Genomic DNA, 22,082 nt, shown 5'->3' with positions numbered 1-22,082 from the left:
TACTAATATAATTAATTTTATAAAAAATTTATTTTTTAAATATCAGAATTAAATATTTTAATTATTTCGTTCATTTCATTGATCGATGGTTGTAAATATGATTTGTAATTAGACAAATTTGATTTTTCTAAATTTATTTTTTCTTTATTTAAATTTTGTAAAGAAAAATTATTATTTAATTCATATTTATTTTTTTCTAATAACATTTTTTCTTTTTTAACTTTTAATTTTTGATTTAATTTAAGTTCTTCTATTTTTTTTTTTATTTTATTTTTATAATTTTCATAAGATTCTTCTATTGTTTCTTTATTATTTATTAATTTATAATTTTCTAAATCAATCATTTTTTTAAAATTTGAATAATCGTCAAGATCTTTATTGTTTGTTTCGAAAAAGGCGATTTTTGTTTTTTCAGTAATATTAGATGAAATAGAAAATTGATCGATTACTGTAGCAGTTGATTCAATTAAATATTTGTCATTTTGATTAAGAAATTTATTTAAATATTTAATTACTATTCCATCAAATTTTAATAATGATGAAGAATCTTTTTTCTTCTCAACTTTAAAATTAATGAATTCTTTATCATTAAATAAGTTTTTTATTTTCCATTTATTATTTCCTAAAAATTTAATTTCGTAATTCTTTGGGTTAGAAATATTTAAAACATTCCATTTTGGAAATAGTTTTATTTTACTTTTATTATTTTTGTTGGGAATAATTTTTGGATGTAATCTTGAAAAAATTCTTTTTCCAGGTTTACAATCAATATCGTAACCAAGTTGGTTAATAGTATTAAAAATACTACTAAAATTATAAATTAATTGTCCAATTTTATTTTTTGTTAATTCTAATTGTTTGTTTTTAAATTTTAAAATAGCACTTAAAGTTCCTGTAGTAATAATTGGATCTAAAATCTTCATTGTTTTTTTTTTATAAAATTGGCAACCAATGGATATGTTATTAGAAACATATAGTCCATTAGTAGGAAAAATATCTGTTTTTTTAGAGTTTTTTAATAAAATATTTTTTTTATTTAAGAATAAAAAAAAATTATTTTTTTCTTCTAAAGATTTAATTCCAGCAATTTTATTTAATTGATTTGTTAAAATTTGTCTATTTGTTATTAAATTTTTAATTGTATCTTTTTCATAAAAGATAGTAGAATTAGATTCATTTTTTATGTTATTTATTTTTGAATTTATATTTTTAATTAATAATAAATTTTTATTAATTTTTTTTATTTCCGATTTGATTTCCATATTTAAAAAAAATTCTAGTTTTGAGATAGATTCTTTAAATTCTTTTAATTTTTTAGAAATTTTATGTACAATCAAGAAAAAATTTTTTCCAATATCACCGTTAGTTGTTCTTTTATTCAAATTTTTAAAAAAATAAGGAATTAAATTAGAAAAAATAGTTTGATTTTCTTCAATTATTTTTTCTAATTTTTTATAAAGAAAAATTTCCTGTTTTTCTTTTTGTTTTTTTGAAATTAACTCATCAACTATATTGAATAAATATTCGGGTTTTTTAAGAAATAAATTTTTGTATTCGATTTTTTTTTTATTTATTTTTTTGTTGTATTTATTTTTTTTTATTTCATTGTTTGTTTTTTTTAGTAAATTGATAAAGTTTACTTTTTGATTTTTTATTTTTTGCATAATGATTCCAAAAAAAAAATGAAAAACTACTATTAATTATATTTTATTAAATATATTTAATTGATTTTTTTTAAACATTTATTTTTTTTGACATTGTTAATTGTTTTTCAATCATTGAAGCTAATCCTATTCCTTTGTTTGAAATAATTTGTGAAATTGCTCCATGATATATTTCAGTGTACATTCTTTCTTGATCACTATTAAATAATGATTCTTCATTTGATTTTTCTGGAAATGATATTTTCAATATCATTTGTATAAATAATCCTTCAATCATTTTTCCTATTTCTAAATTTTTGTTAGTACCTACATTAATTTTTTTTTCAAAAATATTTAGCCTATTTTTTGTGTAATTATTATATTCAGTTGTGTTTTTAATTGGTAGTAAAAAATTTCTTGTCATTATATAATCTCTAATTTAGCGGTTATACAACCTGCATTTTTCATTGATTTTAAAATAAATATCAGTTCTTCTGGTTTAGTTCCTAAAGACTGTAATGCTCTTATTATGTTTATTAAGTTACTATTATACGAATTAAATTTATTTTCTTTATTAATTGAATAATTTTTATTTTTAATAAAAGAATTTATATTGTTTTCATAATTTTTTATTATCTTTTGATTTATTAATATTGATATTTTTTTATGTGATATATTACAAGAATTTATTTTTATATTTCCGTTAGAAACCACAGTTCCAGTTTTTGAATTTATAATTATTTTTTCACCTTTTTTAGGAAGAAAAACATTAATATTTTGTATTTCACATATCATTTTAATTTTTTTATTTTGGTTTTTTGGAAGAGCTATTTTTATAGTTCTTGCATCAATTGGAGTTGCAATATTATTGAATTTTTTATTAATGTAATTACTAATTATTTGGGATGTAGAAAAATCTTCTTTATTTAATTGTAAGTAAATTAAACCATTCGTTTCAATTTTATTATTCATTGTTTTTTTTACAGTAGCCCCTAGAATAATTTTACCTACATTAGAATGGGGATTTGGAAATTGAAAGTAAAAAAAATTGTTTTTTTTACTTTTTGCTTCTTCAATTAATACATGTCCTTGTGCAGTAGCATAAATTTTATTATTACTTGCCCGTAAAGGAGTCATTATAAGGATTCCACCTTCTAAACTTTGTGCTGTTCCAATAGAAGAAACATGTACATTCATTTTTTGTCCAACATAGCTGAATTTAGGTAAAGTTGCTGTTACCATTACAGAAGCTGTATTCTTTGGATTAATTTTAGAATTAGAAGAAATAGATATTCCTAATCTAGATAGCATACCAAATAAACTTTGGTTAGTTAAAGGAGATTGTTTAGTTTCATCTCCAGACCCATTTAATCCAACTACTAATCCATATCCTATAAGTTTATTTTCTTGTATACTTTGTTGTATAGTAGTTAAATTTCTTATTTTATCAGAATATGCAGGAATAGAAATAAAAGTAAATAATAAAATTATATAGACTTTAAAAAATATATTTTTTTTCATAAATTTTCCTAATAAAAAAAAATCTAATTATTTTTTAGTTCTTTTAAAATATTTTTTTAAAAACTAACATTTAATTTTTAATTAATGTTAGTTGTATTTTTATTTTAAAAGTATTTATTAAAAAAATTAGTAGATTTTGTTTTATAAAACGTTTTTATAAAGGCCATATTTTGAAAAACCAACGTTGCAACCAACCCATTTTATTTATTGAATTTGTATAATTGTTGTTCACGTATTCTATATTAGCATTAGCAATTTGTGTTGAAATTACGGAATTATCTTTATCAATAGTTCTTGGATTTACTATTCCAGTAAATTTTATGTATTCGGTTCCTTTGTTTATTGTGATTCTTTTTTCTCCTTCAACTTTTAAATTTCCATTAGATAATATTTCATTAATTGTTACTGTAATTACTCCTTCTAATATATTTTTAGAAGTAGAGTTACCTAAACCAGAATAATTATTTTTTGTTTCTCCATTAAATTCGTTTTTTTTAATATTTTTTTTATGCATTATTCCTATAGGATTTGGAAAAGGAGTCATGGCAATGTAGCTATCTCCTTCTTTAGCAATGTTTTCCGAAGAACTATTGCTAGCACTTACGTTTTCTTCTAATACAACAGTCATGGTGTCGCCGACGTTATGTGGTTGATAATCTTCAAATAAAGACAATTCTTCATTTGTAGTAAAATTTGTTTTTTCTTTATTATCATAAATAGAACATTTTTTTGAATTTTTTAAAAATTTACTATTTGGAACAACAGAACATCCACCTAGAAGTAATGCAATTATTGCTACAAAAAAAAAATTATAGCTTTTTAATAAAAAATATTTATGCACAATTAAATACCTTTTTAATAATTTATTTTAAATAATATTTTTTTTGATAATTAAAACTTATATTTTTGTTTATAATTGAGTTAATTTTTGTAGCATTTGATCAGAACTATTTATCGACTTACTGTTGATTTCGTAAGCTCTTTGAGTTTGAATCATATTTACTAATTCTTCTGCTACATTAACATTTGAAGTTTCTATGTAACCTTGATTAATAGTACCTAAACCATTACGGCCTGGAATTCCTTGTATAGGTGGTCCTGAAGATATTGTTTCTTTAAACATATTTTCTCCTATGTTAGACAGTCCACCGTTATTTATAAAATTCACTAGATTTATTTGTCCAACTGAAGTACTATTTATTTCTTGTTCTGTATTAACAGAAACAGCACCATCTCTATTTACATTTATAGAAAGTGCATTTGGTGCAATTATTATTGAAGGTTGTATTATAAATCCAGAATTGTTAACAAGATAACCATCTTCATTTATTTCAAAAGAACCATCTCTTGTATAAGCAGTACTACCATCTGGAAGTTTTATTTGAAAGAAACCTACTCCACTGATAGATAGATCTTTATTTGAATCTGTTTTAGCTAAATTTCCTTGAGTATATATTTTTTTTGTAGAGACTGGTCTTACTCCTGTTCCAATTTGTAAACTATTTGGAATGTTTCCATCTTTTTCTAATTTAGAACCAGGTTGTTGAATTGTTTGATACATAAGATCTTCAAAAACAGCTCTTGATCGTTTAAACCCATTTGTACTAACATTTGCTAAATTATTAGATATAACATCCATGTTTATTTGTTGTGCATCTAAACCGGTTTTTGCTATCCATAAAGAAGGAATCATTTTTTATCTCTCTCTATTGTTTTTTAATAGTTATTTGTTGTATTTAATATAGAGTTAGCTTTTTGTTCATTTTCATTGCATAAATTAATCATTTTCATCTGCATTTCAAATTGTCTAGTATTATCAATCATTTCTACAAGATTTTCAGTCAAATTCACATTACTATCCTCCAATGCTCCTTGAATTATTTTAGCATCCTTGTTTTTTATAAAAACATCTTTTTTATTTTTATTTATTTTTTCTTCCAATTGAAAGAATCCGTTTTTATTTTTTTTTATTTTTGATACGTTTATGTTTATTATTTTTATTTTTCCTATTTTTTGTTTATGTTTTTTATTGTTGTTATAACTGGTTATTGTAATAGTACCATCTGTTGAGAAAGTAGGAATACAATTGATTGGAATATAAATAAATTTTCCGTTTTTATCTATAACCTTGCATTGATTAATAGTAAGTTGTCCTAAATTATTAATTTCTAATTTACCATTTCTAGTGTATAGTTCTTTATTTTTATTATCCTTGACTACAAACCAACCTGCATTTTTTATTGCTAAATTTAAAGGATCGTGTGTATCCCTTATAAATCCGTTAGAAAAATCATATTTAGGGATGTTTGATAAAAAAGAATAAGAATTGGATTTAGTTATTTTACCATCATTAATTGGAGAATTCAAAATTGTTCTTAATTGAGATTTGAAACCAGAAGTTGATACATTAGCTAAATTGTTAGCTAGTATTTCTGATTTTTTTAATATCTTATTAGCTGTTAATATAGAAGTATTAATTGTATTATTCATTTTTATATATTCTCTAAAAATTTTTTATTCTATTTAAAATTACTGAGTAATATTTCAAACATTTTATCCTGTGTTTTCATTGATTGTACAACAGATTGATAGTTTTTTTGTGCTTCTATCATATTAGAAAGTTCATTTTTTACATTAACATTAGAAGTTTCCAATGATCCTACATTCAACGTATCATTATTATTTTCTATTGAAGTTTTTATTTTTTTTTGATCCCAATTTTTTTTAATAGACCAAAAATCATTTCCTTTTTTTTCCAATGCATTTAAGTTATAAAAATTAATTATTGGTATTTTACCAATTATTTTTTGTTGTTTATTATCATAATTAGCAATTATGGTTCCATTATTTTCGACATTAAATTTATACAAATTTCCAGAAGGGTAGCCATCTTGCAAAAAATTAATTTTTTTTCTATTATTTAAATTTTCTAAAAAAGATACATTATCTATATACATTTTAAAATATTCTGTTCTTTTTTGGTTTTCTAATGAAGCTAATTTTATATTTACTGGATTTTTATAATTGATTGAAATTCCATCTAAATCACAACTTAATAAAATGTTTTCTGATCTAACATTTTTACCGTCTGTTTCATCAATTGGGTATATGTTCCAAACAGTTTGAGTTAATTTTTTAAAATATAAACCTATTTGATGAATTTTACCCTTTTTATCAAAAACAAATTCAGTTTTTTTAAAATTATAGGTATTTGTTTTATTAGGATAAAAATCGTTTTTTTTTGTTTTTTCTTCTTTATTTAATGTAATTACTAAATTAAATTTACTAGTTTTTTTTGCTTCCATGATTTTATTTATTTTTTTAAAACTAATTGGTTCCATTTTAGAATTATAAAAATTATTTTTATTTTTCTTTAAATATCCAGTTAAATACATTCCATTATGGTTAACGATATTTTTATTTTTATCAAGAAAAAAATGTCCATTTTTAGTATAAAAAATAGAATTAGAAGAATCTTGAACTTTAAAAAAACCATTTTTTTCGTTAATAGAAAAATCTAAACTTTTTCCAGTTTTTTTTATTTTACCTACAGTAAAATCTATTTTATTATTTTTTTTTAATAAAACCCCTGATCCTATATTCAGTTCATTTAATCCTAATTTTTTTGGAAAAGAATCGTTAAATTCTAATTTTTCTTTCTTGTATCCATTTATTGAACTAGCATTAGATATATTTTTTGTAATTAAATTAATTTTTTCTTCAAATGTTTTTAATGTATTTATATATTTTGAAAAAATCATAGTTCAATACCTTTAAAAAAAATAATTTTATAAAAATGAATTTATTAATTTTTTCTAGAAAATCTTTTTAATATCGTTTATTTCTATATTTTTCATGTTTCCTAAATCGATAATAGGTTTTTTTGTAGGATTTGTAATTCCTTGTATTATAGAATAATTTAATATTGTGCCTATTTTTGGGTCTTTAAAATCATTTTCTTTATCTATTTTAATTTCATAGTTTCCAACTGGTAAATTTAGATTTTTGTCATCTATAGATAGAAAATGGATTCCTGATTTCATATTTTTTAAATGTTTTATGAATTTATTACTTCTATTTTTAATATCAACAATTTTTAAATTTAGTTTTTTTGTATCTTTGAATAGTTCAATTCCACAAAATAAATTTATATTTTTAGTTTTTTTGAATTTTGAACTAGGAATTAATATTTTTTTTCCAATTAAAGATGACATATTAAAAATATTATTTATTTTATTTTTTTCTTTTATTTGTTCTATTTGATTATTAATTTTTTCAAGATTATTATTTGTTTTAATTACTGCTAATTGATTTATTAATTCCGAATTTTTTATTGGATTCATTGGATCTTGATTTTTTATTTGTGTAATTAACAAGTTAATAAAATCTTTTTGCATCATTTCATTAAAATTTATTTTTTTTAAAGAATTTTGATTGCTAATTAAATTAAATTTTGTATTAATATCTGTATTAATCATTGTTGTTTCTCTTTGTTTTAATTTTAAATTTAAAAATTAATGTTGACCTATTGAAATTGTTTTCATTAATAATGATTTAGCGGTATTAACTACTTCTACATTAGCTTGATAGTTTCTTGATGCTGAAATACTTTCTATAATTTCTGAAACTACGTTAACATTAGATTTTTGTATAAAACCATCTTTGTCTGATAAAGGATTATTAGGATCATATATTTTTTTAAAATTTTCTGAAGAATTTACTATTCGGTCTATTTTGACCCCTCCAATATATTTATTTTCACTGCTGAATTTTAACAATACTTTTTTTGCAATATATGGATATGATTTTCCGTTTTTTCTAGTTATGCTATCTGTATTTGCTATATTTGTAGAAATAACGTTTATTTTTTTTTCTTGTGCTTCCATAGCTGATCCAGCTATATAAAATATATTTGATAATGACATAGTTTTCTTATCCTTGTGTAACAGTATACATATCTTTAATTTGAGAATTTAGAATAGTTAACAATACTTGATATTGAATAGAATTATCTGCAAATTTCGTTCTCTCTTTATTCATATTAACTGTATTAACATTATTATTTGATTGATTTCTATTTTTACTTATAGTATGTATTTTAATATATGGAATTAAATTTCTGTAAAAATTTTTATTAGATTTTTTTGTTAATTTTAAAAAATTAAGGTTCTTTTTACGATTTTTAATTAAACTTTTCATAGTTTTGTAAAAATCAATATCCTTTGCTTTATAATTAGGAGTTTCTGAATTAGCAATATTTGTTGCTAGCAATTCTTGTCTTAATGCTCTTATTGTTAATGCTGTTTCACTCATTTGTAAAAAATTTTGTATTCCAGAAAACATTTTTTTATAACCTTTTGAATTAAATAAGTATTAATAGAAAATTAAATATCAATATATTAATATGAATAGATAGTATCTATCAATAGAATAAATATTATTTTTTAAAAAATATTTTATATTGAGATATTAGGAACATAAAAATGAAAAATATCTTAAAAATTTTTTTTATTATCTTAATTTCTTGTTTTGTATGTGATGTACAAGCTAAAATAGATAATAAAAAAAGTGATAGTAATATAAATTTTTTAAATAAAAAAAATAATTTTTCAAAAAAAATAATTTCTTTTTTTAAGAAAAGAGACATTTTTCATCATAAATTTATTTCGGTAAAAATTAAAAATTTATCTAGAATTAAAAATTTTTGTAATTTTCCTAAAGTAGTTGTATACCCTAATTCTCCAATTTGGGGTGATATAATTGCAAAAGTTTTTTGCAATGGTGTTTATCAAAATATTTTTGTTAAAGTTACTTCGAAAGGAAAATATATTGCTTCAAATTCAAAAATAAATTTGGGTAGTGTAATTTCTGAATCAGATTTAATTACAAAAATTGGAAAATTAGAAGAATTACCATCAGATGTTTGTTTTAAGAAAGATCAAATATTAAAAAAAATTAGTTCTAAAAATATTTCTATAGGTGAACCAATTACATTATCAATGTTTCGAGAACCATGGAAAGTTCATGTAAACCAAACTGTTTCAGTAATTTTTATAGGGCAAGATTTTATAATTATTAATCAAGGTAAAGCATTAAAAAATGCTTTTGAAAAAGATATTATTAATGTAGCCATAGATGGTAATAACAATACTATAATAGAAGGTATAGTAAATAATAACGGGGAAATTATTTATTTAAGAAACATTTACTAATTAAAATTTTCTTTTAAAATATTAAATTTTTTACAAAAATAAAAATTAATTTTGGAGAGGGAGGGATTCGAACTCTCGGATGATTTCTCATCGGCGGTTTTCAAGACCGCTGCTTTAAACCACTCAGCCACCCCTCCTTAACATTTTAAAAATCATATTTTAAAAAATAATTATATTATCTAAAAAATTATATCATTTAACAGTTTAAAAAAAAAGAAAAAAAAATTATTTTTTCATTTTTTTAAATATATAAGATGTTTATCTTGATAAATAATTTATTTTTATTTAGAATAACTTAAGTAGGACGCGTTGGCAGATTGGTTATGCATCGGATTGCAAATCCGAATAACTCGGTTCGATTCCGGGATGCGTCTAAATAAAAAATCTATAAAAAAGAAAGCCCGGGTGGTGAAATCGGTAGACACAAGGGACTTAAAATCCCTCGGCTTTTTAGCTTTGCGGGTTCAAGTCCCGCTCCGGGTAATTTTTATTTCTTAATAGGTTTTGTTAATTTATAAACTGTATACGATTTATTTTTTTTGAAAATTTTTACAAATTTAAAATATTTTTTTGAAAATTTTTTATAAGATAAGCAAGATAAAGAAACAAATCGGAGTTCACCTTCTTTATTCAAATAATTTATAGATTTTTTTATTATCTGTTCTACTATTTTTGTTGTTATTTTATTTCCTTCATGAATTGGAGGATTGGATATAATGAAGTCAAATTTTTCTTTAATATTTGAAAATAAATTACTTGTTAAGATTTTTACTTTAACATTTTTTATTTTAAAATTTTCTATACTAGATATTATTGAATAATAATCTGAATCTATTAGAGTAAGTGAAATTTTATCTTTACAAATTTTAGATAAAAATAAACTTAAAATTCCTGATCCGCATCCTAAATCCAATACTTTTCCTTTTATTTTTTTAGAAAATGTAGATGCTAATAAAATTGTTCCCTTATCTATTCCAGAATAATCGAAAACTCCTGGTAAACTTTTTATTTTTAAATCTTTTATGTAATATGTATTAAAAAATTTTTTAAAAAAAAATGGATGGTTTAATAATTTTTTAGTATAACCACTAAAACAAGAACAACTTTGAACTGAATCAATTTTTTTTAAATTTATCCATTTTTTTAATAAGTGGACACAACTTCTTACTCCAAATGAATTTTTTCCAAGAATTAAAACTTTTGTATTATTTTTTAAATGATTAAAAAAGAAATGTAATTGGAATAATGCTTCTTTTTTATTTCTAGTCCAGAAATATATAAAAAAATTACTTTTTAAAAAAATTTTTTCATTAGAAACTAAACCAAAATGGGTTTTTCCTATAAAATTTAATTTTTCAAAAAAATGATATTTTGTAGTAAATATATTAATTTTTTTAAAATTAAAACCATCAATAATACTAGGTTGAACGTTTCCGGATAAAATTATATTTTTGTATAAAAATTTATTAATTTGTCTTAAAAAAATTTTTTTTTCTTTATTTTCTTTATTTTTGAATTTCATTGTTTATTTTTTTTAAAAAAGAATGTTTATTTTAAAATATTTTAGTATTTTAAAAAAAAATAGTATTATTTTGTAATATGGCAAAAAAAAATGAAAAATATTCCAATTAAAATTCAAGGAAATGTTTTTACTTTCATGGTTCTTTATTTACTCAATGATAATATAGAAATTGTAAAAAATGCATTACAAAAAAAAATAAAATTATTTCCTTCTTTTTTTAAAGAAGCTCCTATTGCTATAAACATTTCTAATTTATCAAGAAAAGTGAATTTAAAAGAAATGATAAAAGAAATTGTTTCTTCAAATTTGAATGTTATAGGTTTTACAGGATGCAAAGATTTATTTTTAAAAAAAATTATAAAAAAATTAGGTTATCCTATTTTTTCAGACAAGAATAAAATTTTTTATGATAATCAATTATCTTCTCCAAAGATATTTTCTTCTAAATTAGTTAAACTAAAAAAGAACTATATAATTGATACTCCTGTTAGATCGGGTCAAACTATATATGCAAGATCTGCTGATTTAATTGTAACTAACAATGTTAATCCTGGTGCTGAACTAATAGCAGATGGAAACGTTCATATATATGGTTTTATGAAAGGAAGAGTTTTAGCAGGAGCTAATGGAAATAGGAATAGTCAAATTTTTTGCACAAAGTTGTTTTCAGAGTTAGTGTCAATTTCTGGAGAATACGTTTTATTAGATGAAATTAAAAAAAAAATATTGGGAAAAACTGTTAGAATTTTTTTAAAAAATGATAAATTAAAAATTAATCTTTTAGATTAAAAATTTATTAGGATAAAAAATGAGTAAAATTATTGTTGTTACTTCAGGAAAAGGTGGGGTTGGCAAAACAACGACTAGTGCAGCGATATCCACTGGATTAGCTTTAGAAGGTAAAAAAACAGTTGTTATAGATTTTGATATTGGATTGAGAAATTTAGATTTGATAATGGGATGTGAAAGAAGAGTTGTTTATGATTTTATTAATGTCATTCAAGGGGATGCTAAATTAAATCAAGCATTGATACGGGACAAAAATTATGAGAATCTGTTTATTCTACCAGCTTCTCAAACTAAATCTAAAAATTCTTTAACTAAAGAAGGAGTAAAAAAAATAATTTATGAATTAATTGAGATGGATTTTAGTTTTATTATTTGTGATTCTCCTGCTGGAATAGATAAAGGAGCGATTTTATCTATGTATTTTTCTGATATAGCGATTTTAGTTACTAATCCAGAAATATCTTCTGTTCGTGACTCTGATCGAGTGCTAGGAATTTTATCTTCTAAATCGTATCGATCAGAAAAAAATTTAAAACCAATTAAAGAATACCTATTAATAACCAGATACGAACCTACTAGAGTTAAAACAGGTGAAATGTTAAGTGTTACAGATATTTCAGAAATATTAAGAGTTCCACTTATAGGAGTGGTTCCTGAAGACTTCAATGTTTTAAATTCTTCTAATCAAGGAATTTCAGTTATTTTAAATTCTAATTCTAAAGCAGGAAATGCATATTTTGATGTTGTAAATAGAATAATTGGGAAAAACATACCATTTCGTTTTATTAAAGAGGAAAAAAAAAGTTTTTTTCAACGTTTATTTGGGAGATAGTTCAAAATGTCTGTATTAAATTTATTTTTGTCTTTAAAAAAAAATAGTGCATTTATAGCAAAAAAAAGATTGCAAATAATCGTTTCAAACAACAGAAAAAATATTATTTTTGAACCAGACTATTTGCCTAATTTAAAAAAAGAAATTTTATTGGTAATTTCAAAATATATAAAAATTAATAATCCAAAGATAATTTCTATAAAATATAAAAAAGAAAAAAAATCTATTACTCCTATTGTTATTAAATTAAATATAATTATTTCTGATAAATAAATTTATATTTATTTAAATTTATTAAATTTATATAAAAACACCATTTATTATTTTTTTTAAATATCAAAAAATAAATATTTTTAATATAAGTAATTTACTTTTATATTTTTGACATTTTTAAAGTTTTCTTTATTTTGATAAAATAAATTAGCAAATGGAAGAATATCAACTGCGTTAGGAATTGTAATTTTCATAAATTTTATTTTTTTATGTTTTTCAAAATCTTTTTTTTTAAAACTATTTCCTATCGCAGTCCATTCATCATTTAAATTTAAATTTTTTATATTAATATCATTTTTATTCAATAACCGTTCTTCACCTTCTAATTCAAAAACCCCATTTTTATTATTTATAAAATATTTTCCTAAAAACGTTTTATTTTTATTAAAATTCATAAATACTAATACTTTATCGATTAAATATAATCTTTTTGACTGCTCTGCTAAAACGGATAGTGTAGAAACACTGATTAATGGAATTTTTTTTATTATAGAAATACTTTTAGATACACAGATAGCTGTTCTTATCCCTGTTAATTCACCTGGACCATGAGTCACTCCTATTAAGCTAATTTCATTTAAATTAATTGAATTTCTTTTTAATATTTTTTGAATCATAGGTAGAATTTTTTTCGTTTGATTTCGATTACATTTTTCAAATAAAGAATCAATATAATCGTTAATTAATAATGCTACTGAACAACAATTTATTGAAGTATCCAAAGATAAAATTATTTTTGTCATTTTTTTATACATAAATTAAATTTTTTTTATTCTTACTAAATTTATTCTATATTCTGTAACTTCTAAAATATGAAATTGTAATGGTGGAATTTCGATGATTTCACCAGGAACAGGTAATTGTCCTTTATGAGATATTAAAAAACCGTTTAAAGATGCATAATTTTCTTCTTGAATTAGATTTTCTGTGTTTAATAGTTGTTGTAAAGAATGTAAATCTGTTCCACCCTTAACCAACCAACTACCGTCTTTTTCAAAAATTATTTCTGGAGTTTCATCAGCATCAGGAAACTCTCCAGCAATTGCTTCTAATACATCTAATGGAGTTATTAAACCTTGTATTACTCCGAATTCATTACTTACAATTACCAAGCTACCTCTAGAATTTTTTAAAACACCTAAAAGTTTTATAGTATCTAATGTATCAGGAATAATTATTGGAGGTGTTTTAGAAGAGAAAATATTTATGTCATCTTTTTTTTCTAAAATCATTAATAATTCTTTAGCTCGTACAATTCCAACTATTTCATCTAATTCACCTCTACAAATTGGAAATAGACTATGAGGAGTATCTAATAATTGATTTCTAATTTCTTTATTACTATTTTCTAGATTTACCCAAGAAATTTCAGATCTTGGAGTCATAATACTACGAATAGAACGAAAAGCTAATGTTAAAACTCCATTTATCATATATTTTTCTTCATCTTTGAAAGCTTTATAAATAGATTTAGAATATTTTTTTTTCTGATTACCTATAGTATTAGGTAATTCCATAATCTTTTTACCATTTTTATTTTTTTCTCCTAACATTAATTTAAGAATAGATTCTGTAACTCTTTGTCTAATTGGACGTTTAGATTGATATTTAATGATTTTTTGTTTAGAAATTTGATTAAATAATTCGATTAAAACTGAAAAACTGATAGCTGTGTATAAATATCCCTTTGGTATAAAAAAACCAATTGATTCTGCAATTAATGATACACCAATCATTAATAAAAAACTTAAGCATAATACCACTACTGAAGGATGAAGATTTATAAATTTAGTTAATTGTTTTGAAGCTAATAACATAAAAATCATTGCTACTATAACTGCTGACATCATTATTGGTAATGAATTAACCATTCCTACAGCTGTAATTACAGAATCTAATGAAAATATAGCATCTAATACTACTATTTGTAGTACTATAGTCCAAAAATTTGAATAATTTTTTTCATTAAAAGATTCATTTTTTTGATATTCTAATCTTTCATGTAGTTCAATAGTAGATTTAAATAATAAAAAAGAACCTCCAAATAATAAAATTAAATCTCTTCCTGATAAATTAAAATATTTATTTTGGATGATTGGATGAGTTAAAGTAATTATCCAAGAAATTGAAGCTAATAGAATTAATCGCATTACCAATGCAAAACTTAATCCAATAATTCTAGCTTTGTCTCTACTATTCGGTGAAAGTTTATCTATTAAAAAAGAGATAAATACTAAATTATCAATACTTAAAACTATTTCTAAAATAATTAATGTAAATAGGGGTATCCAAGTAGATGTTTTAAAAAAAAAATCCATTGAACTCTCTGTTATATATAATTTAATTAATATTAATAGTTTATTATTGAAATTTTACTAAACTAGTATAGTTTTAAAAAATAAAAAAAATTTAAAAATACTATTTAATTGATAATTATTTCATGAAGACTAAACTATTTTAAAAAAATCAAAAATAAAAAAAATAAAAAAAACAAAAGCCACAGCTTATTTTGTGCTAGGCTTTTTTCTAAAATTTAATATTTATTTTCAAAGATACATTATCTATATAATCTATAATATTTTTAAAAGATTATATTGAAAGAACATTAATTGCAGCTGGACCTTTTTGACCATCCTGTATTTCAAATTCAACGTTTTGTCCTTCAGATAAAGTTTTAAAACCATTACCTTGAATAGAAGAAAAATGTACAAAAACATCTTTGCTACCATCAGAAGGAGTTATAAAACCAAATCCTTTGGATTCATTAAACCACTTAACTTGTCCTTTTATCTTTTCCATTTAAAAATTTCCTCACTTAGTTTTATAATAATTAAAATTATGAATGTTATTGCATGAGGCATTTATTTTAGATTCAGCAAGGAAAGCTGTATTAACTTCTTTACTTTGAATTTTTAACTTTATTTAAGCCTTTCATACAAAAAACAATAAACTTCTAAAATTTTAATTCTTAATTAGTTTTTATTACATCCTTATTATATCGATTTGAAAAAAAAATACAAGATAATAAAATTTTTTGATTTTTTTTTTTATTATAATAAAAAAAAATTTTTTTTTACATATATTTTTCTTGAGATAAAGCTTTTATTCTAATTTCTAATGGAGGATGAGATTGAAATAAAAAAGAAAAATTATTTGACTTTCCATTAATATAAGATGTAGAAATACAATCAGATGTATTTAATATTTGAGAATTTTTCATACTTTTTAAAGCAGATATCATATTTTCTTTTCCGACTATATTAGCAGATCCAGCATCTGCACGGAATTCTCGATATCTAGAAAAACTAAATACTATTATACTAGCTAATATGCTAAATAAAATTTCTAAAACATTTGTAAGTAAAAAATATAAAATTGGATGTTGATTTTCTCCTTCTGAATTATTTTCTTTTTTATACGAATTATTTAAAAAAAATCCTGCAATTATACGAGAGATAAAAAATATAAAAGTATTTATTACTCCTTGAATTAAAGTCATTGTGACCATATCACCACTTTTTATATGACTAATCTCATGTGCTAAAACTGCTTCTATTTCTTTAAAGTTCATACTTTTTAACAAACCAGTAGAAACTGCTACTAGCGAAGAATTTTTCCTGTATCCTGTGGCAAAAGCATTTATTTCTATAGATTCGTAAATAGCAAGTTCAGGAGTTGTTATTTTAACTTTTTTAGATAGATAAAAAAGTTTGTTTATTAACCAATTTTCAATATCATTTTTTGGATATTTAATGATTCTCCCTCCAACTAAACTTAATGCAATCCATTTAGACATTAATAATGAAACAATTGCACCTGAAAATCCAAAAATCCCTGAAAAAAGAATTAAATTATATAAATTTTTTGAATGAATTGGAGTAAAACTTAAAATTACAGCAAAAAATAACATTACTGATAGATTAGTTAGTAAAAAAAGAATAATTCTTTTCATATTATAATTTCCTAAAAATATTTTTTTATATTAAAAAATCGATCTTTTTTTATTAATTTTAATTTTATTAATAGAATTTTTAGTAAATGGATTAATTTTTTAGTTGTTATTTTTTTATTATTATTATTTTTTTGAATAAACATTCGAATATTAATTTAAACAACTATTGATCAAACAAAATTGATGCTTGATCAATTTAAAATTTTTTATTTGGATATTTTACCTTAAATAATATTTTTTTAAAATATTAATGATTTTTGTAATTTAATTTTTAATTAATTATTTATTTTTTAATTCCAAGATCGACCATCTTGATTCATCATTTGTTTTGATGAAGTTGGCCCCCAAGTACCTGCTGAATATAATTCGGGCTTAATTTTGTTTTTTTCCCAAATTTTAATAATTGAATCAACCCATTTCCAAGCTTCTTCTACTTCGTCTCTTCGAACAAATAAAGATTGAATACCTTTCATACTTTCAAGTAATAATCTTTCGTATGCGTCTATTATATGATTTTTTTTAAAATTTTCTAAATAATTAAATTGTAGTTTTGAATCAACTAAATGATTAGTAGATTTATTAAAACCAGGAAATTTATTTAAAATATGAATATCAATTCCTTCGTTTGGTTGCAATCTAATTGTTAACTTATTTTGATTTAAATTAGGAATAGATTTTTTAAAAATATTTATAGGTAACTTTTTGAAAAAAATTGATATTTCAGAATATTTTTTTTTCATTCTTTTACCTGTTCGTAAATAAAATGGTACTCCAAACCATCTCCAATTATCTACATTAACTTTAATTGCTATAAAAGTTTCTGTATTACTATTTTGGTTAGACCCTTTTTCGTTTATATAAGACGGAACATATACTCCTTTAATAAATCCTGATGAATATTGTCCTCGAATTGTTTTTTTTTTAATATTTTTGGAGTTTATTGGACGTAAGGATTTTAGCACTTTTACTTTTTCATCTCTTATGCTGTCAGTACAAAAATTCATAGGAGGAGACATTGCAATAATGCTTAATATTTGTAATAAGTGATTTTGTACCATATCTCTCATTTGTCCAGTTTTATCAAAATAATCCCATCTTCCTTCAATTCCTATCTCTTCAGCAACTGTAATTTGAATATGATCAATTGTTTTATTACTCCAATTATTATAAAAAATAGAATTTGCAAATCGAAGATACAATAAATTTAATATTGTTTCTTTTCCAAGATAGTGATCTATTCTAAAAATTTGAGATTCATTAAAATATTTTCCAATTTGATTATTTATTTCTTTTGAAGTTTTTAGTGAAGTTCCAATTGGTTTTTCTATAATTATTCTCGAATTTGGTTTATTTAATTTAGCTAAACCTAATCCTTGACAAATAATTCCATAAATATTTGGAGGAACTGCAAAATAATTTATTGTTACTCTATTTTTTTGATCTATAAGAAATTGTAATTTAGAAAATTCTTCTGTTTTATTAACATCTAAATTACAAAATTTAAGTCTATTACATAATTTGTTCCAAATTGTTTCATTTATTTTTTCTTTCATAAAAATTTCAAGTGATTTTCGAACTATTTTTTTATATTCTAATTCATTCCAATTAGCTCTACCTACACCTATTATTTTTGTATTTAAATCTAGTTTTTTATTTTTTTCTAAATGATAAAGAGAAGGCATTAATTTTCTTTTTGCTAAATCTCCTTTTGCCCCAAAAATAATTATATCACATCCCTTTCTTAAGTTCTTTGACATTTTTTAATAACCTTCCATTATATTTCAAATAAAAAAATGTTTAAAATTGAATATTTAATAAATTTTTAAAATAATATTTTTCTAATTTTAAATTAAGTAAACATTACTATTAATTCTTTTATAAAAAAAACTATTAGTCAAATCTAAAAATAATTATTAAAGAAATTGTTTATTTTTATAAACTATTTAATTTTATATTATTAAGAAAAGGAATCAAAATTCTTTCTTTTTATAATTATTTGTTAAAATTAGAAAAAATAACTTAATTTTTAAATTTTTTAGTAATTTGTTTAATAATAATATGTGTATTTATTTAATAAATATCTAATAATCGAAAAAATTTGTATAATACTTTTATTATGTTTTAGAAAATACCATAAACCCTTGACTAATAATGTTTAAATAATTATTTTTAATAAAATAATTTTTAAAATATAAATTTTAAAATAGGAGAAAATCGTGTTAAAACGCCTTAGAAGAACTAAAATAGTTGTAACACTAGGTCCTTCTACAGATAAAGATAATAATTTAGAAAAAGTTATTAAATCAGGAGCTAATGTATTAAGATTAAATTTTTCTCATGGAACTAGTGAAGAACATATATTTCGTGCTAAAAAAGTTTTTGAAATTATGAATAAATTGAAATGTCATGTAGCTTTATTAGGAGATTTACAAGGTCCTAAGATTAGAATTTTAGGTTTTGTATCAGAAAAAGTTTGTTTAAATTCTGGAGAACAATTTGTATTGGATACTGATTTAAATTTTAGTGAAGGTGATAAAAATAAAGTTGGTGTCGATTATAAAAGATTGCCATTGGATGTTAATTGTGAAGATATACTTTTATTAGATGATGGTCGAATACAATTAAAAGTGTTAAAATCAACAAGAAGAAAAATTTATACTAAAGTAATAATTGGAGGTATTTTATCTAAAAATAAAGGAATAAACAAATTAGGTGGGGGGTTATCTGCCAAATCCCTAACTAATAAAGATAAAAAAGATATTTGTTTAGCTACAAATATTGGAGTTGATTATTTAGCTATATCCTTTCCAAGATCTGCAAAAGATATTCGAATAGCTAGAAAAATAGTTGAAGAAACTGGTAGTTTTGCAAAAATTATAGCAAAGATAGAACGTGCGGAAGCAGTAGCTACAGAAAAAGACATTGAAGAGATAATATTAGCATCAGATGCAATTATGGTTGCAAGAGGAGATCTCGGAGTTGAAATAGGAGATCCTGAATTAGTTGGAATTCAGAAAACTCTCATTAGAAGAGCAAGACAGTTAAACAGAGTTGTAATTACAGCTACGCAAATGATGGAATCTATGATTTTTAAACCATTACCAACAAGAGCAGAAGTAATGGACGTGGCTAACGCTGTTCTAGATGGAACTGATGCTGTTATGTTATCTGCTGAAACAGCAACTGGAAAATACCCTGTTGAAACAGTAACTGCAATGTCTAGAGTATGTAAAGGAGCGGAAACTATTCCTAGTATAAATGTTTCTAGACATCGTTTAGACATTCAATTTAGTAGTATAGAGGAAGCTATTTCTATGTCAGCAATGTATTCTGCAAATCATTTAAAAGGAGTTTCAGCAATAATTACCATGACTGAATCGGGTAGAACAGCATTAATGACGTCTAGAATCACTTCTGGTCTACCGATTTTTGCGATGTCTCGTCATCAAAATACATTAAAATTATCAACTTTGTATAGAGGTGTTACACCAATATATTTTGATAGTAATAAAGAAGGAGTTTCTGCAGCTACAGAAGCTGTATTATTACTGAAAGAAAAAAAATTTTTAACAAAAGGAGAAGTGGTTATAATTACTCAGGGAGATATTATGAGTGCTATAGGTAAAACTAATACAATTAGAATTTTAGTAGTTGAATAAAATTTAAAATTTTAAAAAAATATTTTTTAAAATAAAAAAAATATTTTTACCAAAAAATCATATATAAAATGAAAACTTTAGTTAACATAAAAAATGTTTCCGTTGAAATTAGAAATAAATCAATATTATCGAATATTTCTTTTTTAATAAAATCTAATAAAATAGTTACTGTAATTGGGTCAAATGGGGCTGGAAAATCTACTCTTGTACGAACAATTTTAGGTTTAGTAAAACCTAGTGTTGGAACTATAAAGTTCTTAAAACCAGTACGTATAGGATATGTACCTCAAAAGTTATATTTTAGAGTTCCTTTTCCAATTACAGTCAATCGTTTTATGAAACTATTTAAATCTTTAAATTATTCATATTCCAATTTTATTATAGAAAAATTAAAAATAAGTCATTTAAAAAACCATTTAATACAAGAATTATCTGGCGGAGAATTACAAAAAGTATTATTAGCTAGATCGTTGTTAAATAATCCTAATTTTTTAATATTGGATGAACCTACTCAAGGTTTAGATATAAATGGACAAATTTTTTTGTATCATATAATTAATAAAATAAAAAAAAAACTTAAATGTTCAATTTTAATGATTTCTCATGATTTAAATTTAGTTATGGCCAGAACTGATGAAGTAATTTGTTTAAATAATCACATTTGTTGTTCAGGAACTCCAGATGTAGTTTCTAAAAATAAACATTTTATTTCTATGTTTGGAAAAATACATAGTAAAGAAATAGCTTTGTATAAACATGAACATCATCATATTCATTCGTAGTAATAAAGTGTTTTTTAAAAGTAAAGTTAAAAAGGAAAGTTTTAATAATGATATTTTCATTTTTCCCTAGCTGGTTAGCAGGTTTATTTTTATCTTTTTTAACAGCACCAATAGGTTCTTTTATAATCTGGAGAAGAATGTCTTGTTTTGGAGATACTTTATCTCATTCTTCTCTTTTAGGGTTTTCAATAAGTATTTTATTCCATATAAATCCATTATTGGTGTTATTGATATTTATATTTTTTTTATCTATTATTTCAGCTTTATTAGAACATAATTCAAATCTTTCTTTAGATGTTATTTTTTCTATAATTTCATATACTTTTCTTTCTTTGGGATTAATAATAATTAGTATTATACCAAATGAAAAAAAAATTGATATTAATGATTATTTTTTTGGAAATATTTTATTTGTATCTTTTTATGATTTATTTTTTTTATTATTAAACGTTTTTTTTTTACTAATGATATTAATTTATAATTGGAAATCAATGTTAGCAGTAACTATAAATCCCGAATTAGCTAAAATAGATGGAATAAATATATTTAAAAATCAATTTATTTTAATATTTATAACAGGAATGACAATAGCTATATCAATTAAGTTTGTAGGAGTATTAATTATAACTTCATTATTAGTAATTCCAGCTTCTACTTCTCAAAGATTTTCTAGATCTCCAGAAAAAATGATTTTCATTTCTATATTAATTAGTATTCTTTCAACTACTATGGGATTGTTTATTTCAATTTATTATGATATTCCAACTAGTCCAACTATAGTTCTTTGTGAATCTTTTATATTTTTTTTTAGTCAATTTATAAAAACAAAAAATCAAAATAATTTTCTATATTAAATAAATTTTATAAATTATTATTTATATTTTTTATTATTTTGAA

Annotated in this window: 23 protein-coding genes and 3 tRNA genes; 9 read left to right on the top strand and 17 right to left on the bottom strand. The window is 21.9% G+C overall.

Translation table 11 applies throughout. The features are described from left to right. Positions 1 to 35 precede the first annotated feature (35 nt). From AB4W66_RS01465 to flgB, 10 genes are all read right to left on the bottom strand, one after another. The gene (locus tag AB4W66_RS01465) at positions 36 to 1,664 is read right to left on the bottom strand and encodes a FlgK family flagellar hook-associated protein (RefSeq protein ID WP_367674685.1); all 1,629 of its coding nucleotides are present in this window, start codon (positions 1,662 to 1,664) and stop codon (positions 36 to 38) included. A 70-nt stretch (positions 1,665 to 1,734) separates the two neighbouring features. Next, positions 1,735 to 2,067: a rod-binding protein gene (locus AB4W66_RS01460; RefSeq protein ID WP_367674684.1), complete on the bottom strand. Its 333-nt coding sequence runs from the start codon at positions 2,065 to 2,067 to the stop codon at positions 1,735 to 1,737. Next, positions 2,067 to 3,164, bottom strand: coding sequence for a flagellar basal body P-ring protein FlgI (gene flgI / locus AB4W66_RS01455; RefSeq protein ID WP_367674683.1), 1,098 nt, complete (start codon positions 3,162 to 3,164; stop codon positions 2,067 to 2,069). The genes AB4W66_RS01460 and flgI overlap by 1 nt, the downstream gene beginning before the upstream one ends. Positions 3,165 to 3,318: 154 nt before the next feature. Then, the gene (locus AB4W66_RS01450) at positions 3,319 to 4,005 is read right to left on the bottom strand and encodes a flagellar basal body L-ring protein FlgH (protein ID WP_367674682.1); all 687 of its coding nucleotides are present in this window, start codon (positions 4,003 to 4,005) and stop codon (positions 3,319 to 3,321) included. Positions 4,006 to 4,074: 69 nt separating this feature from the next. Then, the gene (gene flgG / locus AB4W66_RS01445) at positions 4,075 to 4,857 is read right to left on the bottom strand and encodes a flagellar basal-body rod protein FlgG (RefSeq protein ID WP_367674681.1); all 783 of its coding nucleotides are present in this window, start codon (positions 4,855 to 4,857) and stop codon (positions 4,075 to 4,077) included. Between the two features lie 23 nt (positions 4,858 to 4,880). Beyond that, entirely contained in the window at positions 4,881 to 5,654 is a 774-nt protein-coding gene (flgF, locus tag AB4W66_RS01440; protein ID WP_367674680.1) for a flagellar basal body rod protein FlgF, read from the bottom strand. A gap of 29 nt (positions 5,655 to 5,683) precedes the next feature. Continuing rightward, entirely contained in the window at positions 5,684 to 6,925 is a 1,242-nt protein-coding gene (locus AB4W66_RS01435) for a flagellar hook-basal body complex protein (protein WP_367674679.1), read from the bottom strand. Positions 6,926 to 6,979: 54 nt separating this feature from the next. Then, positions 6,980 to 7,642 (bottom strand): flagellar hook assembly protein FlgD, encoded by a 663-nt coding sequence (locus AB4W66_RS01430; protein ID WP_367674678.1) that lies wholly within the window; start codon positions 7,640 to 7,642, stop codon positions 6,980 to 6,982. Between the two features lie 36 nt (positions 7,643 to 7,678). After that, on the bottom strand, positions 7,679 to 8,089 hold the full coding sequence (flgC, locus tag AB4W66_RS01425; protein ID WP_367674677.1) for a flagellar basal body rod protein FlgC: 411 nt from the start codon (positions 8,087 to 8,089) through the stop codon (positions 7,679 to 7,681). 7 nt (positions 8,090 to 8,096) lie between these two features. Next, positions 8,097 to 8,507 carry a flagellar basal body rod protein FlgB gene (gene flgB / locus AB4W66_RS01420; protein ID WP_367674676.1) on the bottom strand — a complete coding sequence of 137 codons (411 nt, stop codon included), beginning with the start codon at positions 8,505 to 8,507 and terminating at the stop codon, positions 8,097 to 8,099. A gap of 140 nt (positions 8,508 to 8,647) precedes the next feature. Here flgB and flgA point away from each other — a divergent pair, with 140 nt between their 5' ends. Continuing rightward, complete coding sequence (flgA, locus tag AB4W66_RS01415) at positions 8,648 to 9,376, top strand: flagellar basal body P-ring formation chaperone FlgA (protein ID WP_367674675.1); 729 nt, start codon at positions 8,648 to 8,650, stop codon at positions 9,374 to 9,376. Positions 9,377 to 9,428: 52 nt separating this feature from the next. Here the strand turns inward: flgA and AB4W66_RS01410 are convergent. Next, positions 9,429 to 9,513 (bottom strand) — tRNA-Ser (locus tag AB4W66_RS01410). A gap of 166 nt (positions 9,514 to 9,679) precedes the next feature. Between AB4W66_RS01410 and AB4W66_RS01405 the strand changes: the two genes are divergently transcribed. Together AB4W66_RS01405 and AB4W66_RS01400 are read left to right on the top strand one after the other, a co-directional pair. After that, a tRNA-Cys gene (locus AB4W66_RS01405) sits at positions 9,680 to 9,750 on the top strand. Positions 9,751 to 9,775: 25 nt separating this feature from the next. Beyond that, positions 9,776 to 9,859, top strand: a tRNA-Leu gene (locus tag AB4W66_RS01400). A gap of 4 nt (positions 9,860 to 9,863) precedes the next feature. On the opposite strand, the gene AB4W66_RS01395 is transcribed toward AB4W66_RS01400, so the two are convergent. After that, entirely contained in the window at positions 9,864 to 10,898 is a 1,035-nt protein-coding gene (locus AB4W66_RS01395) for a methyltransferase (protein ID WP_367674674.1), read from the bottom strand. Between the two features lie 90 nt (positions 10,899 to 10,988). Here AB4W66_RS01395 and minC point away from each other — a divergent pair, with 90 nt between their 5' ends. The 3 genes from minC to minE are packed head-to-tail and all read left to right on the top strand — an operon-like array spanning position 10,989 to position 12,792. Next, positions 10,989 to 11,687 carry a septum site-determining protein MinC gene (gene minC / locus AB4W66_RS01390; protein ID WP_367674673.1) on the top strand — a complete coding sequence of 233 codons (699 nt, stop codon included), beginning with the start codon at positions 10,989 to 10,991 and terminating at the stop codon, positions 11,685 to 11,687. 19 nt (positions 11,688 to 11,706) lie between these two features. Beyond that, on the top strand, positions 11,707 to 12,519 hold the full coding sequence (minD, locus tag AB4W66_RS01385; RefSeq protein WP_367674672.1) for a septum site-determining protein MinD: 813 nt from the start codon (positions 11,707 to 11,709) through the stop codon (positions 12,517 to 12,519). A 6-nt stretch (positions 12,520 to 12,525) separates the two neighbouring features. After that, the gene (gene minE / locus AB4W66_RS01380; protein WP_367674671.1) at positions 12,526 to 12,792 is read left to right on the top strand and encodes a cell division topological specificity factor MinE; all 267 of its coding nucleotides are present in this window, start codon (positions 12,526 to 12,528) and stop codon (positions 12,790 to 12,792) included. An 80-nt stretch (positions 12,793 to 12,872) separates the two neighbouring features. Here the strand turns inward: minE and tsaB are convergent, their stop codons facing one another. The 5 genes from tsaB to zwf form a co-directional block, all read right to left on the bottom strand. Continuing rightward, positions 12,873 to 13,547, bottom strand: coding sequence for a tRNA (adenosine(37)-N6)-threonylcarbamoyltransferase complex dimerization subunit type 1 TsaB (gene tsaB, locus AB4W66_RS01375; RefSeq protein WP_367674670.1), 675 nt, complete (start codon positions 13,545 to 13,547; stop codon positions 12,873 to 12,875). A gap of 3 nt (positions 13,548 to 13,550) precedes the next feature. After that, positions 13,551 to 15,110 carry a TerC family protein gene (locus tag AB4W66_RS01370; protein ID WP_367674669.1) on the bottom strand — a complete coding sequence of 520 codons (1,560 nt, stop codon included), beginning with the start codon at positions 15,108 to 15,110 and terminating at the stop codon, positions 13,551 to 13,553. 271 nt (positions 15,111 to 15,381) lie between these two features. Beyond that, positions 15,382 to 15,591, bottom strand: coding sequence for a cold shock-like protein CspC (cspC, locus tag AB4W66_RS01365; protein ID WP_367674668.1), 210 nt, complete (start codon positions 15,589 to 15,591; stop codon positions 15,382 to 15,384). Between the two features lie 274 nt (positions 15,592 to 15,865). After that, complete coding sequence (gene htpX / locus AB4W66_RS01360; RefSeq protein WP_367674667.1) at positions 15,866 to 16,744, bottom strand: protease HtpX; 879 nt, start codon at positions 16,742 to 16,744, stop codon at positions 15,866 to 15,868. Between the two features lie 290 nt (positions 16,745 to 17,034). Beyond that, complete coding sequence (gene zwf / locus AB4W66_RS01355) at positions 17,035 to 18,501, bottom strand: glucose-6-phosphate dehydrogenase (RefSeq protein WP_367674666.1); 1,467 nt, start codon at positions 18,499 to 18,501, stop codon at positions 17,035 to 17,037. A 459-nt stretch (positions 18,502 to 18,960) separates the two neighbouring features. Between zwf and pyk the strand changes: the two genes are divergently transcribed. From pyk to AB4W66_RS01340, 3 genes are all read left to right on the top strand, one after another. Next, entirely contained in the window at positions 18,961 to 20,403 is a 1,443-nt protein-coding gene (gene pyk, locus AB4W66_RS01350; RefSeq protein ID WP_367674665.1) for a pyruvate kinase, read from the top strand. Positions 20,404 to 20,471: 68 nt separating this feature from the next. Further along, on the top strand, positions 20,472 to 21,185 hold the full coding sequence (gene znuC, locus AB4W66_RS01345; protein ID WP_367674664.1) for a zinc ABC transporter ATP-binding protein ZnuC: 714 nt from the start codon (positions 20,472 to 20,474) through the stop codon (positions 21,183 to 21,185). A gap of 47 nt (positions 21,186 to 21,232) precedes the next feature. Next, complete coding sequence (locus AB4W66_RS01340; RefSeq protein ID WP_367674663.1) at positions 21,233 to 22,039, top strand: iron chelate uptake ABC transporter family permease subunit; 807 nt, start codon at positions 21,233 to 21,235, stop codon at positions 22,037 to 22,039. Positions 22,040 to 22,082: the final 43 nt, after the last annotated feature.

Origin of the sequence: Buchnera aphidicola (Tetraneura ulmi), assembly GCF_964058925.1 — a bacterium.
Taxonomy (GTDB): Bacteria; Pseudomonadota; Gammaproteobacteria; order Enterobacterales; family Enterobacteriaceae; genus Buchnera_D; species Buchnera_D aphidicola_B.
Note: the sequence above shows the minus strand (reverse complement) of the source record. Positions and strands in the feature narration are given on the sequence as shown.

Coding starts and splice junctions, on each gene's coding strand:
- minD (WP_367674672.1), top strand. CDS start 11,707: ATGAGTAAAATTATTGTTGTTACTTCAGGAAAAGGTGGGGTTGGCAAA.
- cspC (WP_367674668.1), bottom strand. CDS start 15,591: ATGGAAAAGATAAAAGGACAAGTTAAGTGGTTTAATGAATCCAAAGGA.
- AB4W66_RS01370 (WP_367674669.1), bottom strand. CDS start 15,110: ATGGATTTTTTTTTTAAAACATCTACTTGGATACCCCTATTTACATTA.
- AB4W66_RS01435 (WP_367674679.1), bottom strand. CDS start 6,925: ATGATTTTTTCAAAATATATAAATACATTAAAAACATTTGAAGAAAAA.
- flgC (WP_367674677.1), bottom strand. CDS start 8,089: ATGTCATTATCAAATATATTTTATATAGCTGGATCAGCTATGGAAGCA.
- flgA (WP_367674675.1), top strand. CDS start 8,648: ATGAAAAATATCTTAAAAATTTTTTTTATTATCTTAATTTCTTGTTTT.
- htpX (WP_367674667.1), bottom strand. CDS start 16,744: ATGAAAAGAATTATTCTTTTTTTACTAACTAATCTATCAGTAATGTTA.
- AB4W66_RS01430 (WP_367674678.1), bottom strand. CDS start 7,642: ATGATTAATACAGATATTAATACAAAATTTAATTTAATTAGCAATCAA.
- minC (WP_367674673.1), top strand. CDS start 10,989: ATGAAAAATATTCCAATTAAAATTCAAGGAAATGTTTTTACTTTCATG.
- znuC (WP_367674664.1), top strand. CDS start 20,472: ATGAAAACTTTAGTTAACATAAAAAATGTTTCCGTTGAAATTAGAAAT.
- AB4W66_RS01395 (WP_367674674.1), bottom strand. CDS start 10,898: ATGAAATTCAAAAATAAAGAAAATAAAGAAAAAAAAATTTTTTTAAGA.
- flgG (WP_367674681.1), bottom strand. CDS start 4,857: ATGATTCCTTCTTTATGGATAGCAAAAACCGGTTTAGATGCACAACAA.
- flgB (WP_367674676.1), bottom strand. CDS start 8,507: ATGTTTTCTGGAATACAAAATTTTTTACAAATGAGTGAAACAGCATTA.
- AB4W66_RS01460 (WP_367674684.1), bottom strand. CDS start 2,067: ATGACAAGAAATTTTTTACTACCAATTAAAAACACAACTGAATATAAT.
- AB4W66_RS01465 (WP_367674685.1), bottom strand. CDS start 1,664: ATGCAAAAAATAAAAAATCAAAAAGTAAACTTTATCAATTTACTAAAA.
- AB4W66_RS01340 (WP_367674663.1), top strand. CDS start 21,233: ATGATATTTTCATTTTTCCCTAGCTGGTTAGCAGGTTTATTTTTATCT.
- minE (WP_367674671.1), top strand. CDS start 12,526: ATGTCTGTATTAAATTTATTTTTGTCTTTAAAAAAAAATAGTGCATTT.
- flgI (WP_367674683.1), bottom strand. CDS start 3,164: ATGAAAAAAAATATATTTTTTAAAGTCTATATAATTTTATTATTTACT.
- tsaB (WP_367674670.1), bottom strand. CDS start 13,547: ATGTATAAAAAAATGACAAAAATAATTTTATCTTTGGATACTTCAATA.
- flgF (WP_367674680.1), bottom strand. CDS start 5,654: ATGAATAATACAATTAATACTTCTATATTAACAGCTAATAAGATATTA.
- zwf (WP_367674666.1), bottom strand. CDS start 18,501: ATGTCAAAGAACTTAAGAAAGGGATGTGATATAATTATTTTTGGGGCA.